The organism is Dryocola baronae (assembly GCF_051297175.1).
GTDB lineage: Bacteria > Pseudomonadota > Gammaproteobacteria > Enterobacterales > Enterobacteriaceae > Dryocola.
Genome location: NZ_JBINNY010000001.1, coordinates 1,238,446 through 1,259,571, shown reverse-complemented (window position 1 = coordinate 1,259,571; position 21,126 = coordinate 1,238,446). Strand labels below are relative to the sequence as shown.

Sequence of the window (21,126 nt, the reverse complement as noted above, 5' to 3'; positions counted from 1 at the left end):
CGGGGGTTTTTAAAAATGTGATTGTCCACATAGCAGGCGGCAAGTCTGACATTCCTGAGTAAAATGGTCAACTATTTAACCTAGTAATTTACTCAAGTATTATTTGCTCGATTTTTTGTCGCTTTCGATAGAAGAAAGCATGCCGCGCAGGATGTTAAGTTCCTGACTTTCCGGGCGTGCGCGGGTAAACAGACGACGAATTCTGCTCATCACCTGCCCCGGGTGGTTAGCGCGAATAAAGCCGGTATTGAGCATCACCTGTTCGAGATGACCGTAGAAACGCTCTAAATCATCGACCAGCGGATAAGGCGTTTCTTCCTCTTCTACTGTCTCAGGCTGTTCCTGCGTGGCAAGCCAGGCGATACGCACTTCATAAGCGAGGATCTGCACCGCCATCGCCAGATTCAGCGAGCTGTATTCCGGGTTAGCCTGAATAGCGACGTGGTAATGGCATTTTTGCAGCTCATCATTGGTTAAACCCACGCGTTCACGACCGAACACGATAGCAACCGGCGCGTGTTTGGCTTCGGAGATGCTTTTCAGGCCGCATTCGCGCGGGTCAAGCATAGGCCAGGGCAGCGTACGGGAGCGTGCGCTGGTGCCGACCACCAGGCTGCAACCCGTCAGGGCTTCGTCCAGGGTATCAACGATTTTCGCATCGCCAATCACATCGCTGGCACCGGCCGCGAGGGCGATTGCCTGCGAATCAGGCTTAACCAGGGGATTGACCAGCCACAGATTTGTTAATCCCATCGTTTTCATAGCACGGGCTACGGAGCCCATGTTGCCGGTGTGGGAAGTCTCAACCAGCACAATACGTACGTTATCCAGCATGCTTAATTCACGGCCTTAAAAGAATATCGCGATATCCTATCATAAGCCTGGGACATATTCCGAACGCTCTGCTATACTCCGCCCCGTTTTCCGTTCTTTAACATCCAGTGAGAGAGACCGATGCATCCGATGCTGAACATCGCCGTGCGTGCTGCGCGCAAGGCGGGTAATTTAATTGCCAAAAACTACGAAACCCCAGACGCCGTTGAAGCGAGCCAAAAAGGCAGCAACGATTTTGTGACTAACGTTGATAGAGACGCCGAGCGTCTGATTATCGAAGTTATTCGTAAGTCCTACCCGCAACACACTATCATCGCCGAAGAATCAGGCGAGTTAGCGGGAACAGAGCAGGATGTGCAATGGGTTATCGATCCGCTGGATGGCACTTCAAACTTCATCAAACGTCTGCCGCATTTCTCTGTCTCTATCGCTGTTCGTGTTAAAGGCCGTACCGAAGTCGCCGTGGTATACGACCCAATGCGTAACGAGCTGTTCACCGCCGTTCGCGGCCAGGGCGCACAGCTGAACGGTTACCGTCTGCGCGGCAGCAATGCACGCGACCTGGACGGCACCATTCTGGCTACGGGCTTCCCGTTCAAAGCCAAACAGCACGCAACCTCCTATATGAATATTCTGGGCAAACTGTTCACGCAGTGTGCTGATTTCCGTCGCACCGGTTCCGCTGCTCTCGATCTGGCTTACGTTGCCGCAGGCCGCGTGGACGGTTTCTTCGAGATTGGCCTGAAGCCGTGGGATTTCGCCGCGGGCGAGCTGATTGCTCGTGAATCCGGTAGCCTGGTTTGTGACTTCACCGGTGGCCATAACCACCTGCTGACCGGCAACATCGTTGCGGGGAATCCACGCGTAGTCAAAGCGATGCTGGCGACCATGCGTGAAGAGCTGAGCGAAGCGCTGAAGCGTTAATTTCAGACGATTTAGCGCCCTCACCCTTACCCTCTCCCCCAGGAGAGGGAATATTCTTTCTCTAGTGTCAGAAAAGAGTCGCTTTCTCCCTCGCCCTCAGGGAGAGGGCCGGGGTGAGGGTTGTTTTAAAGCTAGAAAGGCCGTATCCCGCGCATCACCGGTTGAGCACTCAGCCACATCAGCGCCGCCGCAATAATTAAAATCACACTTCCCGCCAGCGCAAGCGTCGCCCAGCCTACCTGCCGCCATAAAACAGGCGCTTTATTGCCGCTTAAACGAACCGCAAAGGTGCGGAAACTGTGCACCAGTACCGCCAGGCCTGAAATGGTTATCGTGGTACCTGCGGCCATTGCCAGCGCGGACAGCATTCCCCAATTAAATACGCCAATCACCTTGCTGAATAACAGCACCATGATCGCACCCGAGCACGGGCGCATGCCCATCGACGCAACGATGGCCGCCCGCGCGCGCCAGTCTTCCCCGGCGGCCAGCTGCTCTTCGCTTGGCAGATGCTGGTGCCCGCAGCCGCAGTTTGCGTCATGGATATGATGGGGCGTAAAGGCGGTGAATCTCTTCGGATTACGCAGCAGCTGGCGAAGTTTAGTAAGCGCCCGCCAACCTAACATGATGCCCAGAACGCCCACCAGCAGATAGCTGCCCTTCTCAAGCCAAAAGCTGCTCATATGCAGCTGGCGAGATGGCAGCTGTAAAATCCCCAGCACCACCACGACCAGCGCAATCGCCACCAGCCCCTGCAATAAAGAAGCGGCGAACGTCAGCTTCAAACTGCTTTTCAGCCGTGAAGGATGGGTCGCAAGCCACGTAGTAATCACGACTTTTCCGTGGCCCGGCCCCAGCGCGTGCAGCACGCCGTAGAAAAAGCTAAACGACAGCAGCGACCAGCCCGCCTGCGCCGGGTTTTCCGCCACCGCGCGCAGCAGGCTGCTCAACTGCTGATTGATGGTTTTTTGCCACGCCGCGCTGTTAATCAGGATCTGCGGCCAGTAAAGCCAGAGGGCATAGCACGCGGCTAAAGATAAAAGTAGAAACAGCGCCAGGGGCCACAGGTGCAGCCAGCGTCGCGTGTGGGGTTTAGCGGAGAAAACTACTGACATTGTACCGTTACCTGTTGGGCAAACTGTTTACCTAGTTCCATATCTTCCGGCGGCGCGTTGGCCTTATCGAGCGACTGCGCGAACGCCAGCGTATCTTCGTTTGGCTGCGGCGTCTTGACCAAGATTTTGCAGCTCTGCGCCAGTTCTTCCGGAAGCTTTGCATCGGCCGGCTGGTCGTAGCTCATATCAACAAAATAGGTCGGGTCAAAGGTGGCGAAGCTGTAGGTTTGCCCTTTCAGCGGCTGCGGGTGCGCAAGCGGCAGAATAAAAGACAGCACCGCCTGATGATTGACGCGCGCAAGGCCATATTCCGTCGGCAGGTTATTAAACTTCACCTTTTCGCCGTTGTGCCAGAACTCGGTAAAGTAGTGCTGACCCAGCACGTTAGCCATCACCTCGGCGGCGAGCTTCTTCCAGACCGGCGAACCGGGCTTTGCGTCACCCGCGTCATACAGCAGGTCCGCTGAAGTGATTTCATCCATCGTCCACGCCATTTTCAAGCCGGTCATCTGCCCGTCCTTCGCCATCACCGTGGTGACTAACGTAATGAAGCTGTGTGGATGGGCCAGCGCAGCGGGTGCCCAAAGCGCCGAGGCGAGTAAGATAATCCCTGTTGTGCTACACGTTTTGCCGCGCATTGTTCCCTCAGGATAAAAATTCTGTGAGCCAGCGAAAATTCCGCGATTAAAAACCATGCCTGTCGCGATCTGCCTCAAAAGCTTTAGCTACTCTTAGCAATATTCAACATAACTGGACTCTGCGGATGATGACACTGCTCTCCCCACCACCATCTGTGCTCTCCAGTCCGCAGCGACGCTGCCACCTGCTTTTAATGCTTTATCTTCCGGGTCAGGCGGTGACGCCGGAGATTGTCGGCAGGGTCAACGGAGTAGACAGCAGCAAAGCCCTGCAAGATATAGCCGACACGGGCATGGAAATCCAGCGTTATCACCGGCTGGCGATGATCACCGAGCCCGACGGCAGCTATCGGATTGAAGGCAAGGCGCTTGACCGCCGATTGTGTTTGCTGCACTGGCTACGACGGGCGCTGCGCCTGTGCCCCACCTTTGTGCAGCACCATTTTACCCCGGCGCTGAAAGACCAGCTGCGCAAGCAGGGCATCACCAAAGCCCTCTACGACGACACCAACCTTCAGGCGTTGGTGAGCCTCTGCGCCCGCCGCCTGCAGCGCCAGTTCGACAGCCGCGACGTGCAGTTTCTCAGCCTCTATTTACAGTATTGCCTGCACCAGCATCAGCTGGGGATAACGCCCGAGTTTAATGACCGACAGCGCGAGTGGACGCGCCTACGCCCGGAATTCATCGCCGCGCAGGAAATCGCCCGCCACTGGACGCGCCGCGTGCACCAGCCCGCCCACGAAGACGAACAGCTGTTTCTTGCGCTGCTTTTCCAGATGCTGCGCACGCCGGATCCGCTGAAGGACAACCACCAGCAGGACTTACGCCTGCGCGCCTCGATCTCTACGATGATTGCCCATTTCCGCAGGCTGGCGGGAATGTCGTTTAGCGACGAACAGGGGCTTGGCGACCAGCTTTACGTCCATCTTGCGCAGGCGCTCGACCGCAGCCTGTTCGATATCGGAATTGATAACAGCCTGCCGGAAGAGATTACCCGCCTCTATCCCAAACTGATGCGCACCACGCGCGAGGCCTTCAGCGAGTTTGAGGCCGATTACGGGGTGCGGTTTTCAGACGAGGAGGTGGGCCTGGTGGCGGTGATTTTTGGCGCATGGCTGATGCAGGAAAACGATCTGCAGGAAAAGCAGGTGCTGCTGCTGACGGGGAATAATCTCGCGCTTGAGCAGCAGATTGAACAGCAGCTGCGCGAGCTGACTCTGCTGCCGCTTAATATCAAACACCTGACGGTGCACAGCTTCCAGAAAGAGGGTGCGCCAAAAGAGGTTGTGCTGGTTATTACGCCCTACTCTACCAGCCTGCCGCTCTACTCGCCGCCGCTGATCCACGCCACGCTGCCGCTGGGTGAGCATATGCAGCAGCGTATTCGTGAAATTTTGGAAACGTGAAATAGTCGGTGTTGGGTGGCGAACGTCGGGTGGCGCTGCGCTTACCCGACCTACGGTTTTGTAGGGTGGATAAGCGCATGTGCCATCCACCGAAATTATCAGGTGACGGCTTGAACCTTCGGCCGAATCACCAGCGCCGGTATCGCCACCAGCGCCATAATCCAGAACACGCCGCCCTGCATGTGCTGATACAGGTAGCCGGAAAACATCGTCATAATGGCGATCCCGCCGCCCATGGCCACCGCCGAATAGACCGCCTGCAGGCGAATCACCTCGTTGCCCTGCCGCGCGGAGATGTAGCGCATGGCCGCAAGGTGGCAAACGGTAAAGCTGCCGCAGTGCAGGATTTGCGCAGCGAGTAGCCACGGCAGATCCGTCGTCCACGCCATCAGGCTCCAGCGCAAAATGCCCGCGACGCCGGAAAGCAGCAGCAGATCCCGTGCGCTCCAGCGGCGGAACAGCCTGTGGCTCAGTGCAAAAATTACGATTTCCGCCACCACGCCAAGCGACCATAAATAGCCGACTACCGAGGCGGAATACCCCGCACCCTGCCAGTAAATCGCGCTGAACCCGTAGTAGGCCGCGTGCGCCCCCTGCAACAGCGACACGCAGGCAAGAAAGCGCCACGAACTCAACACCAGCTTTTTCCACGCCTGCCAGCCCGCGCCCTCATGGTGGCGCGTTTCGCCCTGCGGCATCACCGACGGACGCAGCATCATGCCGATGAGCATGGAAGCCACGCCGATGCTGAGCAGCACCAAAATCGCCTGGTAGCTAAACAGGCTGACCAGCTTGCCGGTCATCGCCGAACCTATCACAAACGCCAGCGATCCCCACAGGCGCACCCGCCCGTAGTCCATGGTGATTTGCTTCTGCCAGGTGCCCGCCAGCGCGTCCGTAAGCGGCACGAGCGGCGAGAAAAAGAGGTTAAACCCGACCATCACCACCAGCAGCCACACGGCGGTTTGTCCGAACCAGAAAGCGGCGGCAAAAAGCAGCGTTAACAGGGCAAGCAGGCGAAGGGCAAAAACGAGACGGGAGGGGTCGGTGACGCGAGGGGCTAACAATAAACTACCGAGAAAACGAGCGATTAAACCGGCACCCAGCAGCAGGCCGATGGTTTCCGGGGGAAGCCCCACGCCTGCGAGCCACACGCTCCAGAAGGGAAGAAAAATCCCGTAGCTAAAGAAGTAGGTAAAATAGCTGAGCGCCAGCCAGCGCGTAGAATGCAAAACCATGATCCCTCCCGTTTTGGAGGCGACAGTGTGGCTGAGCCACGGCTGGCTTGCAAGCAAACATACAGGCTGGAAAGAGGGGCAAAATGGCCGAAATGCCGAGCGGCTCTGCTATTTAAGCTGCTGTTTCTGGCGCGCTTTGTGGATGTGTATTACGTTTAATTTGAACCTCCTCACAAATCGAGCCCGCTATGAACACACTTCGTTATTTCGATTTTGGTCAGTCACGTCCGGTAATGCTGCTGGTCGCGCGAATTGCGCTGGTGCTGCTGTTTATTATTTTTGGTTTCCCGAAAATGACGGGCTTTAGCGGGACGGTGCAGTATATGGCTTCCGTCGGTGCGCCGCTGCCGATGGTGTCCGCCATTATTGCCGTGCTGATGGAGGTCGTCGCCGCGATCCTTATCGTGCTGGGCTTTTACACCCGCCCGCTGGCCATTTTGTTTATCTTTTATACCCTCGGCACGGCGGTGATTGGCCATCACTACTGGAACATGAGCGGCGACGCGGTGATGCCGAACATGATCAACTTCTATAAAAACGTCAGCATCGCCGGGGCTTTCCTGCTGCTGGCGATCGTTGGGCCAGGGAGCCTTTCGCTCGACAAGCGTTAAATTTCAGATATAAAAAAGGCCGCGAAAGCGGCCTTTTTCTTGGGGTATCGCTTACGCGTACACCGGCAGACGGGCACAGATATCGAGCACTTTCTTCTTGGTGCGTTCGATAACCGCTTCGTCGTTGATGTTGTCTAACACATCGCAAATCCAGCCAGCCAGCTCACGGGCGTCCGCTTCGGTGAAGCCGCGACGGGTGATTGCCGGGGTACCCAGACGGATGCCGGAAGTCACAAACGGGCTCTTCGGATCGTTTGGCACGCTGTTTTTGTTAACGGTGATGTTGGCGCGACCCAGAGCGGCGTCAGCTTCTTTTCCGGTGAGGTTTTTATCAACCAGGTCCAGCAGGAACAGGTGGTTGTCGGTACCGCCGGAAACCACTTTGTAACCGCGCTCCAGGCAAACCGCGACCATCGCTTTCGCGTTTTTAGCCACCTGCTGCTGATAGGTTTTAAACTCAGGCTCCATCGCTTCTTTCAGCGCCACCGCTTTACCCGCGATAACGTGCATCAACGGGCCGCCCTGCGCGCCAGGGAAGACCGCTGAGTTCAGCTTTTTATACAGCTCTTCGCTGCCGCCTTTCGCGAGGATCAAACCGCCGCGTGGGCCAGCCAGGGTTTTGTGGGTGGTGGTGGTCACAACGTGCGCGTGTGGAACCGGGTTCGGGTAAACGCCTGCGGCGATAAGGCCCGCTACGTGCGCCATATCCACAAACAGGTAAGCGCCGATCTGGTCTGCGATTTCACGCATTTTTGCCCAGGCAACGACGCCGGAATAGGCGGAGAAGCCGCCGATGATCATCTTCGGCTTGTGTTTTTTGGCCTGTGCTTCCAGGTCCGCATAGTCGATATGACCGGACTCATCGATGCCGTAAGGCACGATGTTATACAGCTTGCCGGAGAAGTTCACCGGGGAGCCGTGGGTCAGGTGGCCGCCGTGCGCCAGGTTCATGCCCAGCACGGTATCGCCTGGCTCCAGCAGCGTGGTGTACACCGCGAAGTTTGCCTGGGAACCGGAGTGCGGCTGCACGTTAGCGTAATCAGCGCCGAACAGCTCTTTCGCACGGTCAATAGCCAACTGTTCTACCACGTCAACGTATTCGCAGCCGCCGTAGTAGCGCTTGCCTGGATAGCCTTCGGCATACTTGTTTGTTAACTGAGAACCCTGCGCCTGCATTACGCGTGGGCTGGTGTAGTTTTCGGAGGCGATCAGTTCAATGTGCTCTTCCTGACGTACTTTTTCTTGCTCCATGGCCTGCCATAACTCGGCATCGTAATCGGCAATGTTCATTTCACGCTTTAACATTCGCTTCTCCTGACTCAGCTAACAGTAAAAATTTGGGCGGCTTTACGGGGCCCGTTTGGGCGACGGGCAACAGTGTAAACCGAATCGGTATTGGGTGATAGGGCTTGACAGAGGTTTTTACGCAAACGATTGGCTAGGCGTGGCGTAAGGGTTTACAGGCAAAAGCTTCAGGCTGTTTTAGAGGATATTTCTTCATCAACAACATGCGTGATTTTCATCTTCTGTGATCCACGTCGACAAGCACAATAAACCATTTACAGGCTGGGTCTATTTTTTATAAGATGCATTCAAAATACCACTTATATAAAAACGCTATACAGGAGCCGCCCATGCTAGATGCACAAACCGTCGCCGTTGTGAAATCCACTATCCCCCTGCTTGCCGCCACCGGCCCTAAACTGACCGCTCATTTCTACGATCGCATGTTCAGCCATAACCCCGAGCTGAAAGAGATTTTCAATATGAGCAACCAGCGCAACGGCGACCAGCGTGAAGCGCTGTTCAACGCCATCTGCGCCTATGCCACCCATATCGAAAACCTTGCGGTGCTGCTGCCTGCGGTAGAAAAAATCGCCCAAAAACACACCAGTTTTCAGATAAAACCCGAGCAGTACGACATCGTTGGCGGCCACCTGCTGGCAACGCTTGACGAGATGTTCAGCCCGGGCCAGGAAGTGCTGGACGCATGGGGTAAGGCGTATGGCGTGCTTGCAGGCGTGTTCATCAATCGCGAAGCGGAAATCTACCAGAGCAATGCGGTGAAAAACGGCGGCTGGGAAGGCACCCGCGCGTTCCGCATCATGGCAAAAGAGCCGCAGAGCGCGCTTATCACCAGCTTTGAATTTGCACCGGTCGACGGTCAGCCGGTCGCCGACTATCTGCCGGGACAGTATCTTGGCGTGTGGCTGAAGCCGGAAGGTTTTCCGCACCAGGAAATTCGCCAGTATTCGCTCACCCGCAGGCCGGACGGCAAAACCTATCGCATAGCCGTGAAGCGCGAAGATCGGGGGCAGGTTTCCAGCTGGCTGCACAATAGCGCCAAAGTGGGCGATGTGGTGCATCTGGCGGCCCCGGCGGGCGATTTCTTTATGGACGTTTCCGCGCAAACGCCGGTCACGCTGATTTCCGCAGGCGTGGGGCAAACGCCGATGCTGGCGATGCTGGACACGCTGGCGAAAAGCGCTCACACGGCCCAGGTCAACTGGTTCCACGCGGCGGAGCACGGCGAGGTGCACGCATTTGCCGACGAGGTTAATCAGTTGGGGCAACAATTGCCGCGCTTCGAACGCCACGTCTGGTACCGCACGCCGAGCGAAAGCTGCCGCGCGCAGGCCAAATTTGATAGCGAAGGCTTGATGGATTTAATGGCGCTGGAGGGCAAAATCAGCGCGCCGGACATGCAGTTCTATCTGTGCGGGCCGGTGAGCTTTATGCGTTTCGCAGCGGAACAGCTGGTGAAGCTGGGCGTGGAGCAGGATCGTATTCATTACGAATGCTTCGGGCCGCATAAGGTGATGTGATTTCAGATGTCGGGTAGCGTTGTGTTTACCCGGCCTACGGGATCATTAGGTTCGGTGAGTAATGTCGGGTGGCGTTGCGCCTACCCGACAGGATAAATCAAATCGCCGCGTCGTCTTCTTCGCCGGTACGGATACGCACCACGCGCGCCACGTCGAAGACGAAGATTTTGCCGTCGCCGATTTTGCCGGTTTGCGCAGTGCGGATGATGGTATCCACGCAGGTATCGACGATATCGTCAGTGACCACGATTTCAATTTTCACCTTCGGCAGGAAGTCGACCATGTACTCTGCGCCACGGTACAGTTCGGTGTGCCCTTTCTGGCGGCCAAAGCCTTTGACCTCGGTCACCGTCATGCCGGTGATGCCCACTTCTGCCAGCGCTTCGCGAACGTCATCAAGCTTGAACGGTTTAATAATCGCATCGATTTTTTTCATGATTTTCTCTGTCTTTCCCGCACTGACTGCGTGCTTAACTTAGCCTATCGTAATCGGTTGCTCACACTACCACAGCCTACTCTTTAAAGTCATTGGCATCGAGTTCATGCCGTGAAAGCAGCTTGTAGAACTCGGTGCGGTTGCGCCCCGCCATACGCGCGGCGTGGGTCACGTTGCCCTTGGTGATTTGCAGCAGCTTGCGCAGGTAGTTTAGCTCGAACTGGTTGCGCGCCTCGACAAAAGTCGGCAGCACGGTGTTTTCGCCTTCCAGCGCCTGTTCCACCAGCGCTTCGCTGATGACCGGCGCGGAGGTGAGCGCCACGCATTGCTCGATAACGTTGACCAGCTGGCGCACGTTGCCCGGCCAGCTTGCCGCCATCAGGCGCTTCATGGCGTCCGTTGAGAAGCTACGCACAAAGGGTTTATGGCGATCCGCCGACTGGCGCAGCAGATGGTTTGCCAGCAGCGGGATATCTTCCGCGCGCTCGTGCAGCGCGGGGATTTTCAGGTTCACCACGTTCAGGCGGTAGAACAGGTCTTCGCGGAATTCGCCGCGCTCCATCGCCTTCGGCAAATCGCGGTGGGTGGCGGAAATAATCCGTACGTTGATATCAAGGTCGCGGTTGCTGCCCAGCGGGCGAACCTTGCGCTCCTGCAGGACGCGCAGCAGCTTAACCTGGAGCGGAATCGGCATATCGCCAATTTCATCCAGAAATAGCGTGCCGCCTTCCGCAGCCTGGAACAGCCCCTCGCGGCTGCTCACCGCGCCGGTAAAGGCGCCGCGCGAGTGGCCGAACAGCTCGGACTCAAGCAGCTGCTCCGGCAGCGCGCCGCAGTTGATGGCGATAAACGCGTTTTTGCTGCGCGGGCTGGCGTTGTGAATGGCCTGCGCCAGAATCTCTTTCCCGGTGCCGCTCTGGCCGTTAATCAGCACGCTGACGTCGGACTGCGCCACCATGCGCGCCTGCTCCAGCAGACGCAGCATATTCGGGCTGCGCGTGACGATGGTGTCACGCCACATGTCGTCGCCCGCCGTTACGGTATGCTCCAGCGCGTTGTCGATGGCCAGATACAGCGCGTCTTTATCCACCGGCTTGGTCAGGAAGCTAAACACGCCCTGCTGCGTGGCGGCGACGGCATCGGGTATTGAGCCGTGGGCGGTGAGAATAATCACCGGCATACCGGGCTGCACCTTCTGGATTTCCGCGAACAGCGCCATGCCGTCCATTTCGTCCATCCGCAGGTCGCTGATCACCAGGTCGATTTTTTCGCGCGCCAGCTGCTTCAGCCCTTCCGCCCCGCTTTCAGCGGTAGAAACCGTGTAGCCTTCGCTTGAGAGGCGCATGCCGAGCAGCTTTAGCAGGCCGGGATCGTCGTCAACAAGCAGTAGTCGGGCCGGTTTTCGCTGCGTCATGGTTTCGCCTCCTGCTGCGGTTTGGTGGTCACGTCGTCGTCGTTATCGCCGTCTGCGGCGTGGCTGTCGGGCACGTAGTTGCTGCCGGGCTTGCGGCTTGAGAGCTGCCGTTCGATATCGGTCAGGTTTTGCAGCTTGCGGGTAGTTAAATCCAGCTGATTGCGCAGGCGCTGCTGCTGCTCGCGTAGGGTATCCAGCTCGCCGTCAGTCGCCTGTTGCAGCTTGCTGTAGCGCGTGCGCTCTTCCGAAAGGTTGAGTAACGACGCCTGCCCGTCGCGCCAGACCTGGAAGAGTGGGCGCACCTGAGCGGGCACCTCGCCGGTCAGGGCATCGAGCCGGGTCATGTATCGGCGGCGTTCGGTCGGGGTGATCTTTGCGTTGGAGAGCAAAATGCCGCGCTTAAAAGTGTCCTGCCAGCTGTCATCCGGCCACTGGCGTGCTTCCGCTCGCGCCTCGGCAGGCGGCAGGCGTTCAGCGCAGTCCATGCCGCGCAGCCAGTAGAGCGGGTTGTTAACCGCATCCTGGCCCTGAATACGCCAGATATCCATGCAGTCGGTTGAGAGATAGTCCGCCAGCTGCTGCTCGGGCTCCTGCGACTGATGCGGCTGCTTGATGGAGCTGGTCACCGCTTTTTGCACACAGCCTGCCAGCAAAAATGGCAGAAGAATTACGCCAACGCGGCGTTGAATAAGAGTCGCTTTCATTGTTATTCATTCTCGGGAAAAACGGGCAATTCGATACGGAAACAGACGTCCGTCGTGACATCCTCAACCAGGCGTAGCTCACCGTGCATTCGGCGAATACAGTCCTGGGCAATGCTCAGCCCAAGGCCACTGCCTTTGACCGCACCTTTACGCTGTAGACTGCCCTGATAAAAAGGCTCAAAGATCATCTCCCGTTCGGTTGCCGGAATGGGTTGGCCGGTGTTGGCCACTTCGATACGTAGCACATCACCCACCTGCGAACTGCGGAGATAAATGGTACCGGATTCACTGCCATAGTGCACCGCATTGGAGTAGAGATTATCCAGCACGCTCATTAACAACATAGGTTCCGCCAGACAGGCCACGGGGCTGAGGTCGCATTCTGTATGCATCATTTTAGCCCGTGCCGGCAAACTGTGAGCGGAGATAACCACCTCAACCAGCGGCGCAATCTCAACTTTTTCCAGCTCGACCTGGCCGTCTGCCAGCTTGCGATTGTAGTCCAGCAGCTGTTCGATGAGCTTTTGCAGGTGGCGACTGCTGCTGTCGAGGATTTCGACAACCTCTTTTTGATCGGCGGTTAGCGGCCCGGCGACCTGATCGGCCAACAGTTCGGTGCCTTCACGCATGCTTGCCAGCGGCGTTTTCAGCTCGTGTGAAATGTGTCTTAAGAATTCGTGGCGCTGAGATTCCAGCCAGGAAAGGCGTTCGCTAAGCCAGACGATACGCTGCCCGACCGAGCGCAGCTCGCGCGGGCCTTTAAACAGCACGGAATCCCCCAGCGAGCGTCCTTCCCCGAGCAGATTGATCATCCGCTCTATGCCTTTTACCGGGCCGATGATCATGCGGGTGAAGATAATCACCAGGCCCAGGCTGAGCAAAAAAAGCACCAGCGCCTGCCAGCCGAAAAACTGGCCGCGCTCGGCGATTTCCTGCTGAAGCTGCTGCCCGCGTGAAAAGACCACGGTGCGCGTCGCCTGTACCATTTCGGCGTTAGCCGCCGCGAAGGCTTCAAGATGAGCAGCCGCCGCCGCATCGGGGCCGCTGTTTTTGCACTGGAGTTCGGCGAGATCGTTTAGAGACTGGCGAAGCGCCTTATAAAGATGATCGTCAGGCAACACGCCCGCGTGGGCGTCGAGCATCTGCGCGTAGCGTTTACGCTGGCCCTGATAAACCTTTGCAAGGGTGGTGTCGTCAAGCACGCAGTACTGACGGTAGCTGCGCTCCATTTCGAGGGCGGCGTTAGTCATTGCCTCGCTGCGGCGTGCGTCGACAAGCGTGGTGCGGTTGGTCTGCGCCGCCTGGGCGCTAAGAGCATTGAGGCTTTGCCACGCCTGCCAGGCAAGCACCAGCAGCGGAACCAGCACCAGCAGAAAGGCCATCATGACGAGCTGGCGAAGGGAACGGGGGAAAAAGTGCCACTGGTTCAATAGCTTCATCTCATTTTTACCTGCGAGATATGATGCTAGCCGGGATCGGGAGGAGTTTAAAGCCTGAGATCCCAGAAATGACAAAGGCAGAGAATATTCTCTGCCTTTGCTTAGGAATTAGGCGGTGCCTTACTCAACGTTTCGCCCTTGGCATGCCAGGTCTCGAAGACTATTGGCAAATGGTGGACGGCAGGCACCTTAAGTGCGTCATTCGATGGTTTATGTAGCGCTTCTCATAAAGAGGGCTGACATAGAAGGTGAATGAGCCACTGGGTATTATTATGCACGATGCGTGCCACATTTACACATAATATTTATCATCATGTTTTTATTATGTTTATTATATGTTTTAGGAAGTGAAGATAAATGTGATTTATGGGCGAATTGTCGCTAATTAGCAACACCATGAAACACCATGAAATAAATGCAATAAAATCATGGCCTTAAATGTCTCCTTTTGGAGACATTCAAAACAAGCGGGTGTCGGGGTTCGGTGACAGGCAAAATTCAGTGTCAGGCTTAAAGTGTATGACGCCCTCACCCCGGCCCTCTCCCCCAGGAGAGGGAGAAAACTGGACCAGCACCCTCTCCCGGCGGGAGAGGGTCAGGGTGAAGGGAAAGGCCGATAATTAACCCAGCTGCTTACGCGCGTTGCGGAAAATACGCATCCACGGGCTGTCTTCGCCCCACTCGGCAGGGTGCCACGAATTGCTGACGGTGCGGAATACGCGCTCCGGGTGCGGCATCATAATGGTGACGCGCCCGCTTTCGTTAGTCACCGCCGTTATGCCGTTCGGCGAGCCGTTCGGGTTAGCCGGGTAGGTTTGCGTCACCTTACCGAAGTTATCGATAAAGCGCAGCGCCACCAGCCCTTTGCTTTCCAGCGCGGCAAGATGCGCGGCATCGCGCACTTCCACATGCCCTTCCCCATGCGATACGGCGATTGGCATATGGGAGCCGACCATGCCCTGCAACAGTAAAGACGGGCTGGAGCTGACCTCCACCAGGCTAAAGCGCGCTTCAAAGCGGTCGGACTGGTTGCGCACGAAGCGCGGCCATAGGTCGCTGCCCGGAATCAGCTCGCGCAGGTTCGACATCATCTGACAGCCGTTACACACGCCCAGCGCAAGGGTTTGCGGGCGGTGGAAGAAGGTTTCAAACTCGTCGCGCACGCGCTCGTTGAACAGGATGGATTTCGCCCAGCCTTCCCCCGCGCCCAGCACGTCCCCGTAGGAGAAGCCGCCGCAGGCCACCAGCGCCTGGAAATCTTCCAGCCCGCGACGCCCGGCCAGCAGATCGCTCATGTGCACGTCGATGGCGTCGAAACCGGCGCGGTGGAAAGCTGCCGCCATTTCAACGTGGGAGTTGACGCCCTGCTCGCGCAGCACGGCAACCTTTGGACGCGCCCCGGTGGCGATAAACGGCGCGGCGATATCTTCTTTTATATCGAAGCTCAGCTTAACGTTCAGGCCAGGGTCGCCGTCGTTTGCTTTCGCTTCATGCTCCTGGTCGGCGCAGTCCGGGTTGTCGCGCAGGCGCTGCATCTGCCAGGTGGTTTCAGCCCACCACATGCGAAGAGTGGAGCGACTTTCGCTGTAAACCGGGTGACCGTCCGCCGAAATAATGAAGCGGTCGCCAGCAACGGCTTTGCCGAGAACGTGTACGCAGTCGGCCAGGCCATGCTGCGCAAGGATTTGCTCAACCGCCGCGCGATCCGCAGCTTTCACCTGGATAACCGCGCCAAGCTCTTCGTTAAACAGCGCGGCCAGACGATCTTTGCCAAGCGCGGCGATATCCACTTCCACGCCGCAGTGGCCGGTAAAGGCCATTTCAGCCAGGGTGACCAGCAGACCACCGTCGGAGCGGTCGTGGTAGGCGAGCAGCTTGCGTTCGGCAACCAGCGCCTGCATGGCGTTATAGAAGCCCTTGAGCTGCTCAACGTTACGCACGTCGGCAGGCTTGTCGCCCAGCTGACGGTAAACCTGCGACAGCGCCGTTGCGCCCAGCGCGTTGTGGCCTGCGCCCAAATCGATAAGCAGCAGGGCGTTATCTTCAGTGCTCAACTGTGGCGTAACGGTGCGACGCACGTCTTCGACGCGGGCAAAAGCGGTAATGACGAGCGACAGCGGAGAGGTCATTTCACGCTGTTCGTGACCTTCCTGCCAGCGGGTTTTCATCGACATGGAGTCTTTGCCCACCGGAATGGTAATGCCCAGCTGCGGGCAAAGCTCTTCGCCCACCGCTTTCACCGCTTCATAAAGACCGGCGTCTTCGCCAGGGTGCCCCGCCGCCGCCATCCAGTTTGCGGAAAGCTTGATGCGCTTGAGCGAGCCAATCTGCGTGGCGGCGATGTTAGTCAGCGCTTCGCCCACCGCGAGGCGTGCGGAAGCGGCGAAGTCGAGCAGCGCAACCGGCGCGCGTTCGCCGATTGACATCGCTTCGCCGTAGTAGCTGTCGAGGCTTGCGGTGGTGACCGCGCAGTTAGCAACCGGGATCTGCCACGGGCCAACCATCTGGTCACGGGCCACCATGCCGGTTACGGTGCGATCGCCGATGGTGATCAGGAAGGTTTTTTCCGCCACGGCCGGTAGATGCAGAACGCGGTTAACCGCGTCGGCAAGGGTAATAGCGCTCTCATCGAGCGCCTCGCCCTTCGCCTTCAGGGTTTCAACGTTGCGTTCCATCTTCGGCGTTTTGCCGAGCAGCACGTCGAGCGGCATGTCGATAGGCTGATTGTCGAAATGGCTGTCGTTGAGCGTCAGGTGTTTGGCTTCGGTGGCTTCACCGATAACGGCATACGGCGCGCGCTCGCGGCGGCACAGCTCGTCGAACAGAGCTACCTGCTCCGGGGCCACCGCCAGCACGTAGCGTTCCTGAGATTCGTTACACCAGACTTCCAGCGGGCTCATGCCCGGCTCGTCGTTGAGGATGTCGCGCAGTTCAAAACGCCCGCCGCGCCCGCCGTCGCTCACCAGCTCCGGCATGGCGTTGGACAGGCCGCCCGCGCCAACGTCGTGAATAAACAGAATCGGGTTGTCTTCGCCCATCTGCCAGCAGCGGTCGATGACCTCCTGACAACGGCGCTCCATTTCCGGGTTGTCGCGCTGGACGGAGGCAAAATCCAGATCCGCGTCAGACTGCCCGGAAGCCATAGAGGACGCCGCGCCGCCGCCCAGGCCGATGTTCATCGACGGGCCGCCCAGCACGATAAGCTTCGCGCCCGGCGGGATTTCGCCTTTCTGTACGTGGTCGGCACGGATGTTACCGATGCCGCCCGCCAGCATAATTGGCTTGTGGTAGCCGCGCAGCTCAACGCCGTTGTGGCTGTTAACCTGCTCTTCATAGGTGCGGAAATAGCCGGTCAGCGCCGGGCGACCAAATTCGTTGTTAAACGCGGCGCCGCCGAGCGGGCCTTCGGTCATGATGTCCAGCGCGGTGACGATGCGGTCCGGCTTGCCAAAATCTTCTTCCCACGGCTGTTCAAAACCCGGAATACGCAGGTTGGAAACCGAGAAGCCGACGAGGCCCGCTTTTGGCTTCGCGCCGCGCCCGGTTGCGCCTTCGTCACGGATTTCGCCACCGGAGCCGGTAGCCGCACCCGGCCAAGGAGAGATCGCGGTTGGGTGGTTGTGGGTTTCGACCTTCATCAGGATATGCGCATCTTCCTGATGGAAATCGTAGCGGCCCGCTTCGCGATCGGCGAAGAAGCGCCCGACCTGCGAGCCTTCCATCACCGCGGCGTTGTCTTTATAGGCAGACAGCACGTGGTCAGGCGTTTGCTCGAAGGTGTTTTTGATCATTTTGAACAGCGACTTCGGGGCTCGTTCGCCGTCAATCACCCAGTCGGCGTTGAAGATTTTATGGCGGCAATGCTCAGAGTTGGCCTGCGCGAACATATAGAGTTCGATGTCGTTCGGGTTGCGGCCAAGCTTCGTGAATGCTTCTTGCAAGTAGTCGATTTCGTCTTCCGCCAGCGCCAGGCCGAGGCGAACGTTTGCCTCCACCAGCGCCGAGCGCCCCAGGCCCAGCAGGTCAACGCTCTGTACCGGAGCGGGTTCGTGATGGGAGAACAGCTTTTCCCCGTCGTTCAGGGAGCCGAACACGCTCTCCATCATGCGATCGTGCAGCAGGGCGTTTACATCCTGCCACTGCGCGTCCGTAAGCGTTGGCGCGCTGACGTAATAAGCAACGCCGCGCTCAAGGCGTTTTACTTTGGCAAGGTCGCAGTTGTGGGCGATATCTGTGGCTTTAGAGGACCAGGGTGAGATGGTGCCGGGACGCGGCGTGACCAGAATCAGGTGGCCGGTCGGGGCGTGGTCAGCAAGGGTTGGGCCATATTTTAGCAACCGTTGCAGTCGTGCGTGCTCATCGTCGTTTAGCGGTGCGTCAAGGTCGGCAAAGTGAACATACTCGGCGTAAATGTCGCTCACCGGCAGGTGGGCGTCTTTAAAACGAGCCAGCAGTTTGTTAATACGAAATGCCGACAGAGCGGGCGAACCACGCAGAATTTCCATCATCAAAGATCTCTCGTCTTCGAAGCGCCAGCGGACGCTTCAGTGGGCGCAAGGGGAAAACGGGCGTCATTATAGAGAATACCGCGTCGTGACGAAACCGTTTGCGTAGAAATAAACGCATTAGTTTTTGCGGGTCAAAAAACGTGCGAAACATCCGAATAAGTTGCGCGCTGGCGTTTTGTTACGCAAAATGCGCCTCATCTTGTGACTGGATCGCCTCTATAAATGACTGTTGTTAGCTAAGATTTCACGCACCGCAGACCATTAACCATTTGAAAAGAGTAAAGATTAATTATCTGCTTATCGGTGCCGTAACCCTGTTGCTGGCAGTGGCGCTTTGGCCCTCCATTCCCTGGTTCGGAAAAGCCGAAAATCGTATCGCCGCCATTCAAGCGCGGGGTGTTCTGCGCGTCAGTACTATTGCCTCACCGCTGACCTACAGCGTGGTAAACGGCAAAGCCTCAGGCCTTGATTACGAAGTCGCCCAGCAGTTCGCCGACTACCTCGGCGTGAAGCTGGAAGTGACCGTGCGCCCGAATATCGACGCGCTGTTTGACGATCTGGACCGCAACGCCGCCGATTTGCTGGCCGCGGGCCTGGTCTATAACAATGAGCGTAGCCAGCATTATCAGGCAGGTCCAACCTACTATTCCGTGTCGCAGCAGATGGTTTACCGCGTGGGCAGCCCGCGCCCAAAGACGCTGGGAGGTGTAAAAGAGAATCAGCTTGTTCTTTCACCCGGAATGGCGGTGTTAAGCGACCTGCAGGCGCTGAAAGAGACAAAGTTCCCCGACCTTTCCTGGGAAATCGACAGCAGGCGCACCAGCAACCAGCTTTTACAGCAGGTGGTTGACGGCACCATCGCCTTTACCATTTCCGACTCCATTGCCATTAGCATTTTCCAGCGCGTTCATCCTCAGCTCGCTGTGGCGCTGGACGTCACCGACGAGCAGCCCGTTACGTGGTTTAGCCTGCGGGACGGCGATGACAGCCTGTCGGCCGCCCTGCTTGATTTCTACAACAAGCTGAGCGGTGACGGCATTCTGGCGCGACTGGAAGAGAAGTATCTTGGCCACGTGGGCGATTTCGATTACGTCGATACCCGCACCTTCCTGAACGCGGTGGATAACGTGCTGCCGGATCTGCAGCCGCTGTTTGAGAAATACGCCACGGATATCGACTGGCGACTGCTTGCCGCTATCTCGTATCAGGAGTCTCACTGGGATAATCAGGCCACCTCCCCTACCGGCGTGCGCGGGCTGATGATGCTGACCAAAAATACCGCCCAAAGCCTGGGCCTGACCGACCGGCTTGATGCCGAGCAGAGCATCAGCGGCGGCAGTCGTTACCTAAAAGACATGATGAGTAAAGTCCCGGAGACGGTACCGGAAGATGAGCGGATCTGGTTTGCCCTCGCGGCCTACAACATGGGCTACGCCCATATGCTGGATGCGCGTCAGCTGACCGCCAAACTGAAGGGGAATCCGGATAGCTGGGCGGAAGTGAAAATGCGCCTGCCGCTGTTAAGCCAGAAGCCTTATTACAGCAAAACCACCTACGGCTATGCGCGCGGCCACGAGGCCTACGCCTACGTTGAGAATATCCGCAAGTATCAGCTGAGTCTGGAAGGGTATCTCGAGGAGAAAGAGAAGCAGGCGGCGCAGGAGGCCAAATTTGCCGAAGGCTATCCGGCTGTGACCCCGGTCGAGCTGGCTACTCCGGCTTACGGGCCATTTCCTTTAGGGCCTTTTTCTCCAGACGGCGGGCACGAAAGAAATCACTCAGCATTGCCGAGCAATCTGCTGCCAATACCCCCTCGGTAACGCCAACCTGGTGATTCATGCCCGGATGGCCGAGCACGTCCATTAGCGAACCAATGGCGCCGGTTTTCGCATCGCGCGCGCCGAAAACCAGCGAGCCAATGCGGCTATGCACCATCGCCCCGGCGCACATAACGCAGGGTTCAAGCGTGACATAAAGAGTGGAGTCCAGCAGGCGGTAGTTTTGCAGGACGAGGCCGCCCTGGCGCAGCGCCATGATTTCCGCATGGGCCGTGGGATCGTGACGGCCTATCGGACGGTTCCAGCCCTCGCCAATCACTTTGTTATCATGCACCAGCACCGCACCAACCGGAACTTCCCCTTCATCCCAGGCACGCTTTGCCAGGCGTAGCGCGTGGCGCATCCAGTATTCATGGGTAAATTCGCTTTCTGACACGGTCAACTCCTGGGGGTATAAGACGCGGCGCATTATACACACCGCTTATCAGATACGAAATGCTACTCAAGCTGCTGAAGCTGCCCCTGCGGCGTAACGCGCCAGCGGTGCTGGCAGAAGTAGAGCAGCGGGTTGTCCTGGTTGCTGTCGCTGTAGCCGCTGTAGAGCTGGAGCGGAGTGCCGATCTGCTGCTCGAGCTGCGCGACTTTTTCGTGACCGAGGCAGCGCATCGTCAGTACCCAACCGCCGTGCGAGCGTTTGATCTGGCTGGCAATGAGCTTCACCTTCGGCAGCCACGGCGTGTCGAAGTAAACCTGCTGCACCAGCGGCTGCGGCGAGCCGGTGATCAGCCAGACGTCGGCATCCGAGCTTGTTAGGTAATCCGTCAGGCGCTGCTGCACCACCGGAAAGGCGGTCACGCGCGAGCGGAACCAGGTGACAAAGTTCATCTCAAGCTGCTTCAAACGCGCTTCGCTGTGCCCGAAGGTTGCGCCCCACAGCAGCAGGCTCATCGGCCAGCGCGCGGCTCGCCCTTTAATCAGCAGCGCGCCACCAATCACCGGCAGAAGCGGAATAACAAGCAGCAGGTTGAGGGGCTGACGGCGCAGCAGGTATTTCAAAAAGCTGCCGAACATATCCTGCTGGTGCAGGGTGCCATCCAAATCGAAAAAAACTACCCGACGCTCGCTCTGGTTTGCCAAACGCGACTCCTTTGTATCGTTGAATTCCATAGGCCCTGTAAGACGCCGTTCGACGCTTACCGATACTACAAAGCCTAACAGATAGATCCTCAACTTTCCGGTAACAATCGCAGGAGGCG

Annotated in this window: 17 protein-coding genes; 5 read left to right on the top strand and 12 right to left on the bottom strand. The window is 57.7% G+C overall.

Annotation, left to right across the window (positions count from 1 at the left end; genetic code table 11):
• Positions 1–99: 99 nt before the first annotated feature.
• Positions 100–834: a tRNA (cytosine(32)/uridine(32)-2'-O)-methyltransferase TrmJ gene (trmJ, locus tag ACSPHG_RS05780; protein WP_435952558.1), complete on the bottom strand. Its 735-nt coding sequence runs from the start codon at positions 832–834 to the stop codon at positions 100–102.
• Positions 835–954: 120 nt separating this feature from the next.
• Here trmJ and suhB point away from each other — a divergent pair, with 120 nt between their 5' ends.
• Positions 955–1,758, top strand: coding sequence for an inositol-1-monophosphatase (gene suhB / locus ACSPHG_RS05775; protein ID WP_435952557.1), 804 nt, complete (start codon positions 955–957; stop codon positions 1,756–1,758).
• Between the two features lie 131 nt (positions 1,759–1,889).
• Here suhB and ACSPHG_RS05770 read toward each other — a convergent pair whose 3' ends face one another.
• Both ACSPHG_RS05770 and ACSPHG_RS05765 read right to left on the bottom strand, forming a co-directional pair.
• Positions 1,890–2,873 carry a nickel/cobalt transporter gene (locus tag ACSPHG_RS05770; protein WP_435952556.1) on the bottom strand — a complete coding sequence of 328 codons (984 nt, stop codon included), beginning with the start codon at positions 2,871–2,873 and terminating at the stop codon, positions 1,890–1,892.
• Positions 2,864–3,511 carry a DUF1007 family protein gene (locus tag ACSPHG_RS05765; RefSeq protein ID WP_435952555.1) on the bottom strand — a complete coding sequence of 216 codons (648 nt, stop codon included), beginning with the start codon at positions 3,509–3,511 and terminating at the stop codon, positions 2,864–2,866. The genes ACSPHG_RS05770 and ACSPHG_RS05765 overlap by 10 nt, the downstream gene beginning before the upstream one ends.
• Before the next feature lie 125 nt (positions 3,512–3,636).
• On the opposite strand from ACSPHG_RS05765, the gene csiE reads away from it, so the two are divergent.
• On the top strand, positions 3,637–4,917 hold the full coding sequence (csiE, locus tag ACSPHG_RS05760; RefSeq protein WP_435952554.1) for a stationary phase inducible protein CsiE: 1,281 nt from the start codon (positions 3,637–3,639) through the stop codon (positions 4,915–4,917).
• Between the two features lie 98 nt (positions 4,918–5,015).
• On the opposite strand, the gene ACSPHG_RS05755 is transcribed toward csiE, so the two are convergent.
• Positions 5,016–6,155 (bottom strand): 3-phenylpropionate MFS transporter, encoded by a 1,140-nt coding sequence (locus tag ACSPHG_RS05755; RefSeq protein WP_435952553.1) that lies wholly within the window; start codon positions 6,153–6,155, stop codon positions 5,016–5,018.
• Positions 6,156–6,343: 188 nt separating this feature from the next.
• On the opposite strand from ACSPHG_RS05755, the gene ACSPHG_RS05750 reads away from it, so the two are divergent.
• Positions 6,344–6,766, top strand: a complete 423-nt coding sequence (locus ACSPHG_RS05750; RefSeq protein ID WP_435952552.1) for a DoxX family protein — start codon at positions 6,344–6,346, stop codon at positions 6,764–6,766.
• Between the two features lie 51 nt (positions 6,767–6,817).
• On the opposite strand, the gene glyA is transcribed toward ACSPHG_RS05750, so the two are convergent.
• On the bottom strand, positions 6,818–8,071 hold the full coding sequence (gene glyA / locus ACSPHG_RS05745) for a serine hydroxymethyltransferase (RefSeq protein WP_435952551.1): 1,254 nt from the start codon (positions 8,069–8,071) through the stop codon (positions 6,818–6,820).
• Positions 8,072–8,400: 329 nt separating this feature from the next.
• Between glyA and hmpA the strand changes: the two genes are divergently transcribed.
• The gene (gene hmpA, locus ACSPHG_RS05740; RefSeq protein WP_435952550.1) at positions 8,401–9,591 is read left to right on the top strand and encodes an NO-inducible flavohemoprotein; all 1,191 of its coding nucleotides are present in this window, start codon (positions 8,401–8,403) and stop codon (positions 9,589–9,591) included.
• Between the two features lie 97 nt (positions 9,592–9,688).
• On the opposite strand, the gene glnB is transcribed toward hmpA, so the two are convergent.
• The 5 genes from glnB to purL form a co-directional block, all read right to left on the bottom strand.
• Complete coding sequence (gene glnB, locus ACSPHG_RS05735; protein WP_002438074.1) at positions 9,689–10,027, bottom strand: nitrogen regulatory protein P-II; 339 nt, start codon at positions 10,025–10,027, stop codon at positions 9,689–9,691.
• A gap of 76 nt (positions 10,028–10,103) precedes the next feature.
• On the bottom strand, positions 10,104–11,441 hold the full coding sequence (gene glrR / locus ACSPHG_RS05730; protein ID WP_435952549.1) for a two-component system response regulator GlrR: 1,338 nt from the start codon (positions 11,439–11,441) through the stop codon (positions 10,104–10,106).
• Positions 11,438–12,145, bottom strand: coding sequence for a two-component system QseEF-associated lipoprotein QseG (gene qseG, locus ACSPHG_RS05725; RefSeq protein WP_435952548.1), 708 nt, complete (start codon positions 12,143–12,145; stop codon positions 11,438–11,440). The genes glrR and qseG overlap by 4 nt, the downstream gene beginning before the upstream one ends.
• 2 nt (positions 12,146–12,147) lie before the next feature.
• Positions 12,148–13,584, bottom strand: coding sequence for a two component system sensor histidine kinase QseE/GlrK (qseE, locus tag ACSPHG_RS05720; RefSeq protein ID WP_435952547.1), 1,437 nt, complete (start codon positions 13,582–13,584; stop codon positions 12,148–12,150).
• 620 nt (positions 13,585–14,204) lie between these two features.
• A complete protein-coding gene (gene purL, locus ACSPHG_RS05715) occupies positions 14,205–18,092 on the bottom strand; it encodes a phosphoribosylformylglycinamidine synthase (RefSeq protein ID WP_435952546.1) in 3,888 nt (1,295 codons plus the stop codon).
• 269 nt (positions 18,093–18,361) lie between these two features.
• Here purL and mltF point away from each other — a divergent pair, with 269 nt between their 5' ends.
• Positions 18,362–19,912: a membrane-bound lytic murein transglycosylase MltF gene (gene mltF, locus ACSPHG_RS05710; RefSeq protein ID WP_435952545.1), complete on the top strand. Its 1,551-nt coding sequence runs from the start codon at positions 18,362–18,364 to the stop codon at positions 19,910–19,912.
• Here the strand turns inward: mltF and tadA are convergent.
• A complete protein-coding gene (tadA, locus tag ACSPHG_RS05705; protein ID WP_435952544.1) occupies positions 19,803–20,339 on the bottom strand; it encodes a tRNA adenosine(34) deaminase TadA in 537 nt (178 codons plus the stop codon). The two genes, mltF and tadA, sit on opposite strands and share 110 nt — an antisense overlap.
• A 29-nt stretch (positions 20,340–20,368) precedes the next feature.
• Positions 20,369–21,037 (bottom strand): phosphatidylglycerophosphatase C, encoded by a 669-nt coding sequence (yfhb, locus tag ACSPHG_RS05700; protein WP_435952543.1) that lies wholly within the window; start codon positions 21,035–21,037, stop codon positions 20,369–20,371.
• Positions 21,038–21,126: the final 89 nt, after the last annotated feature.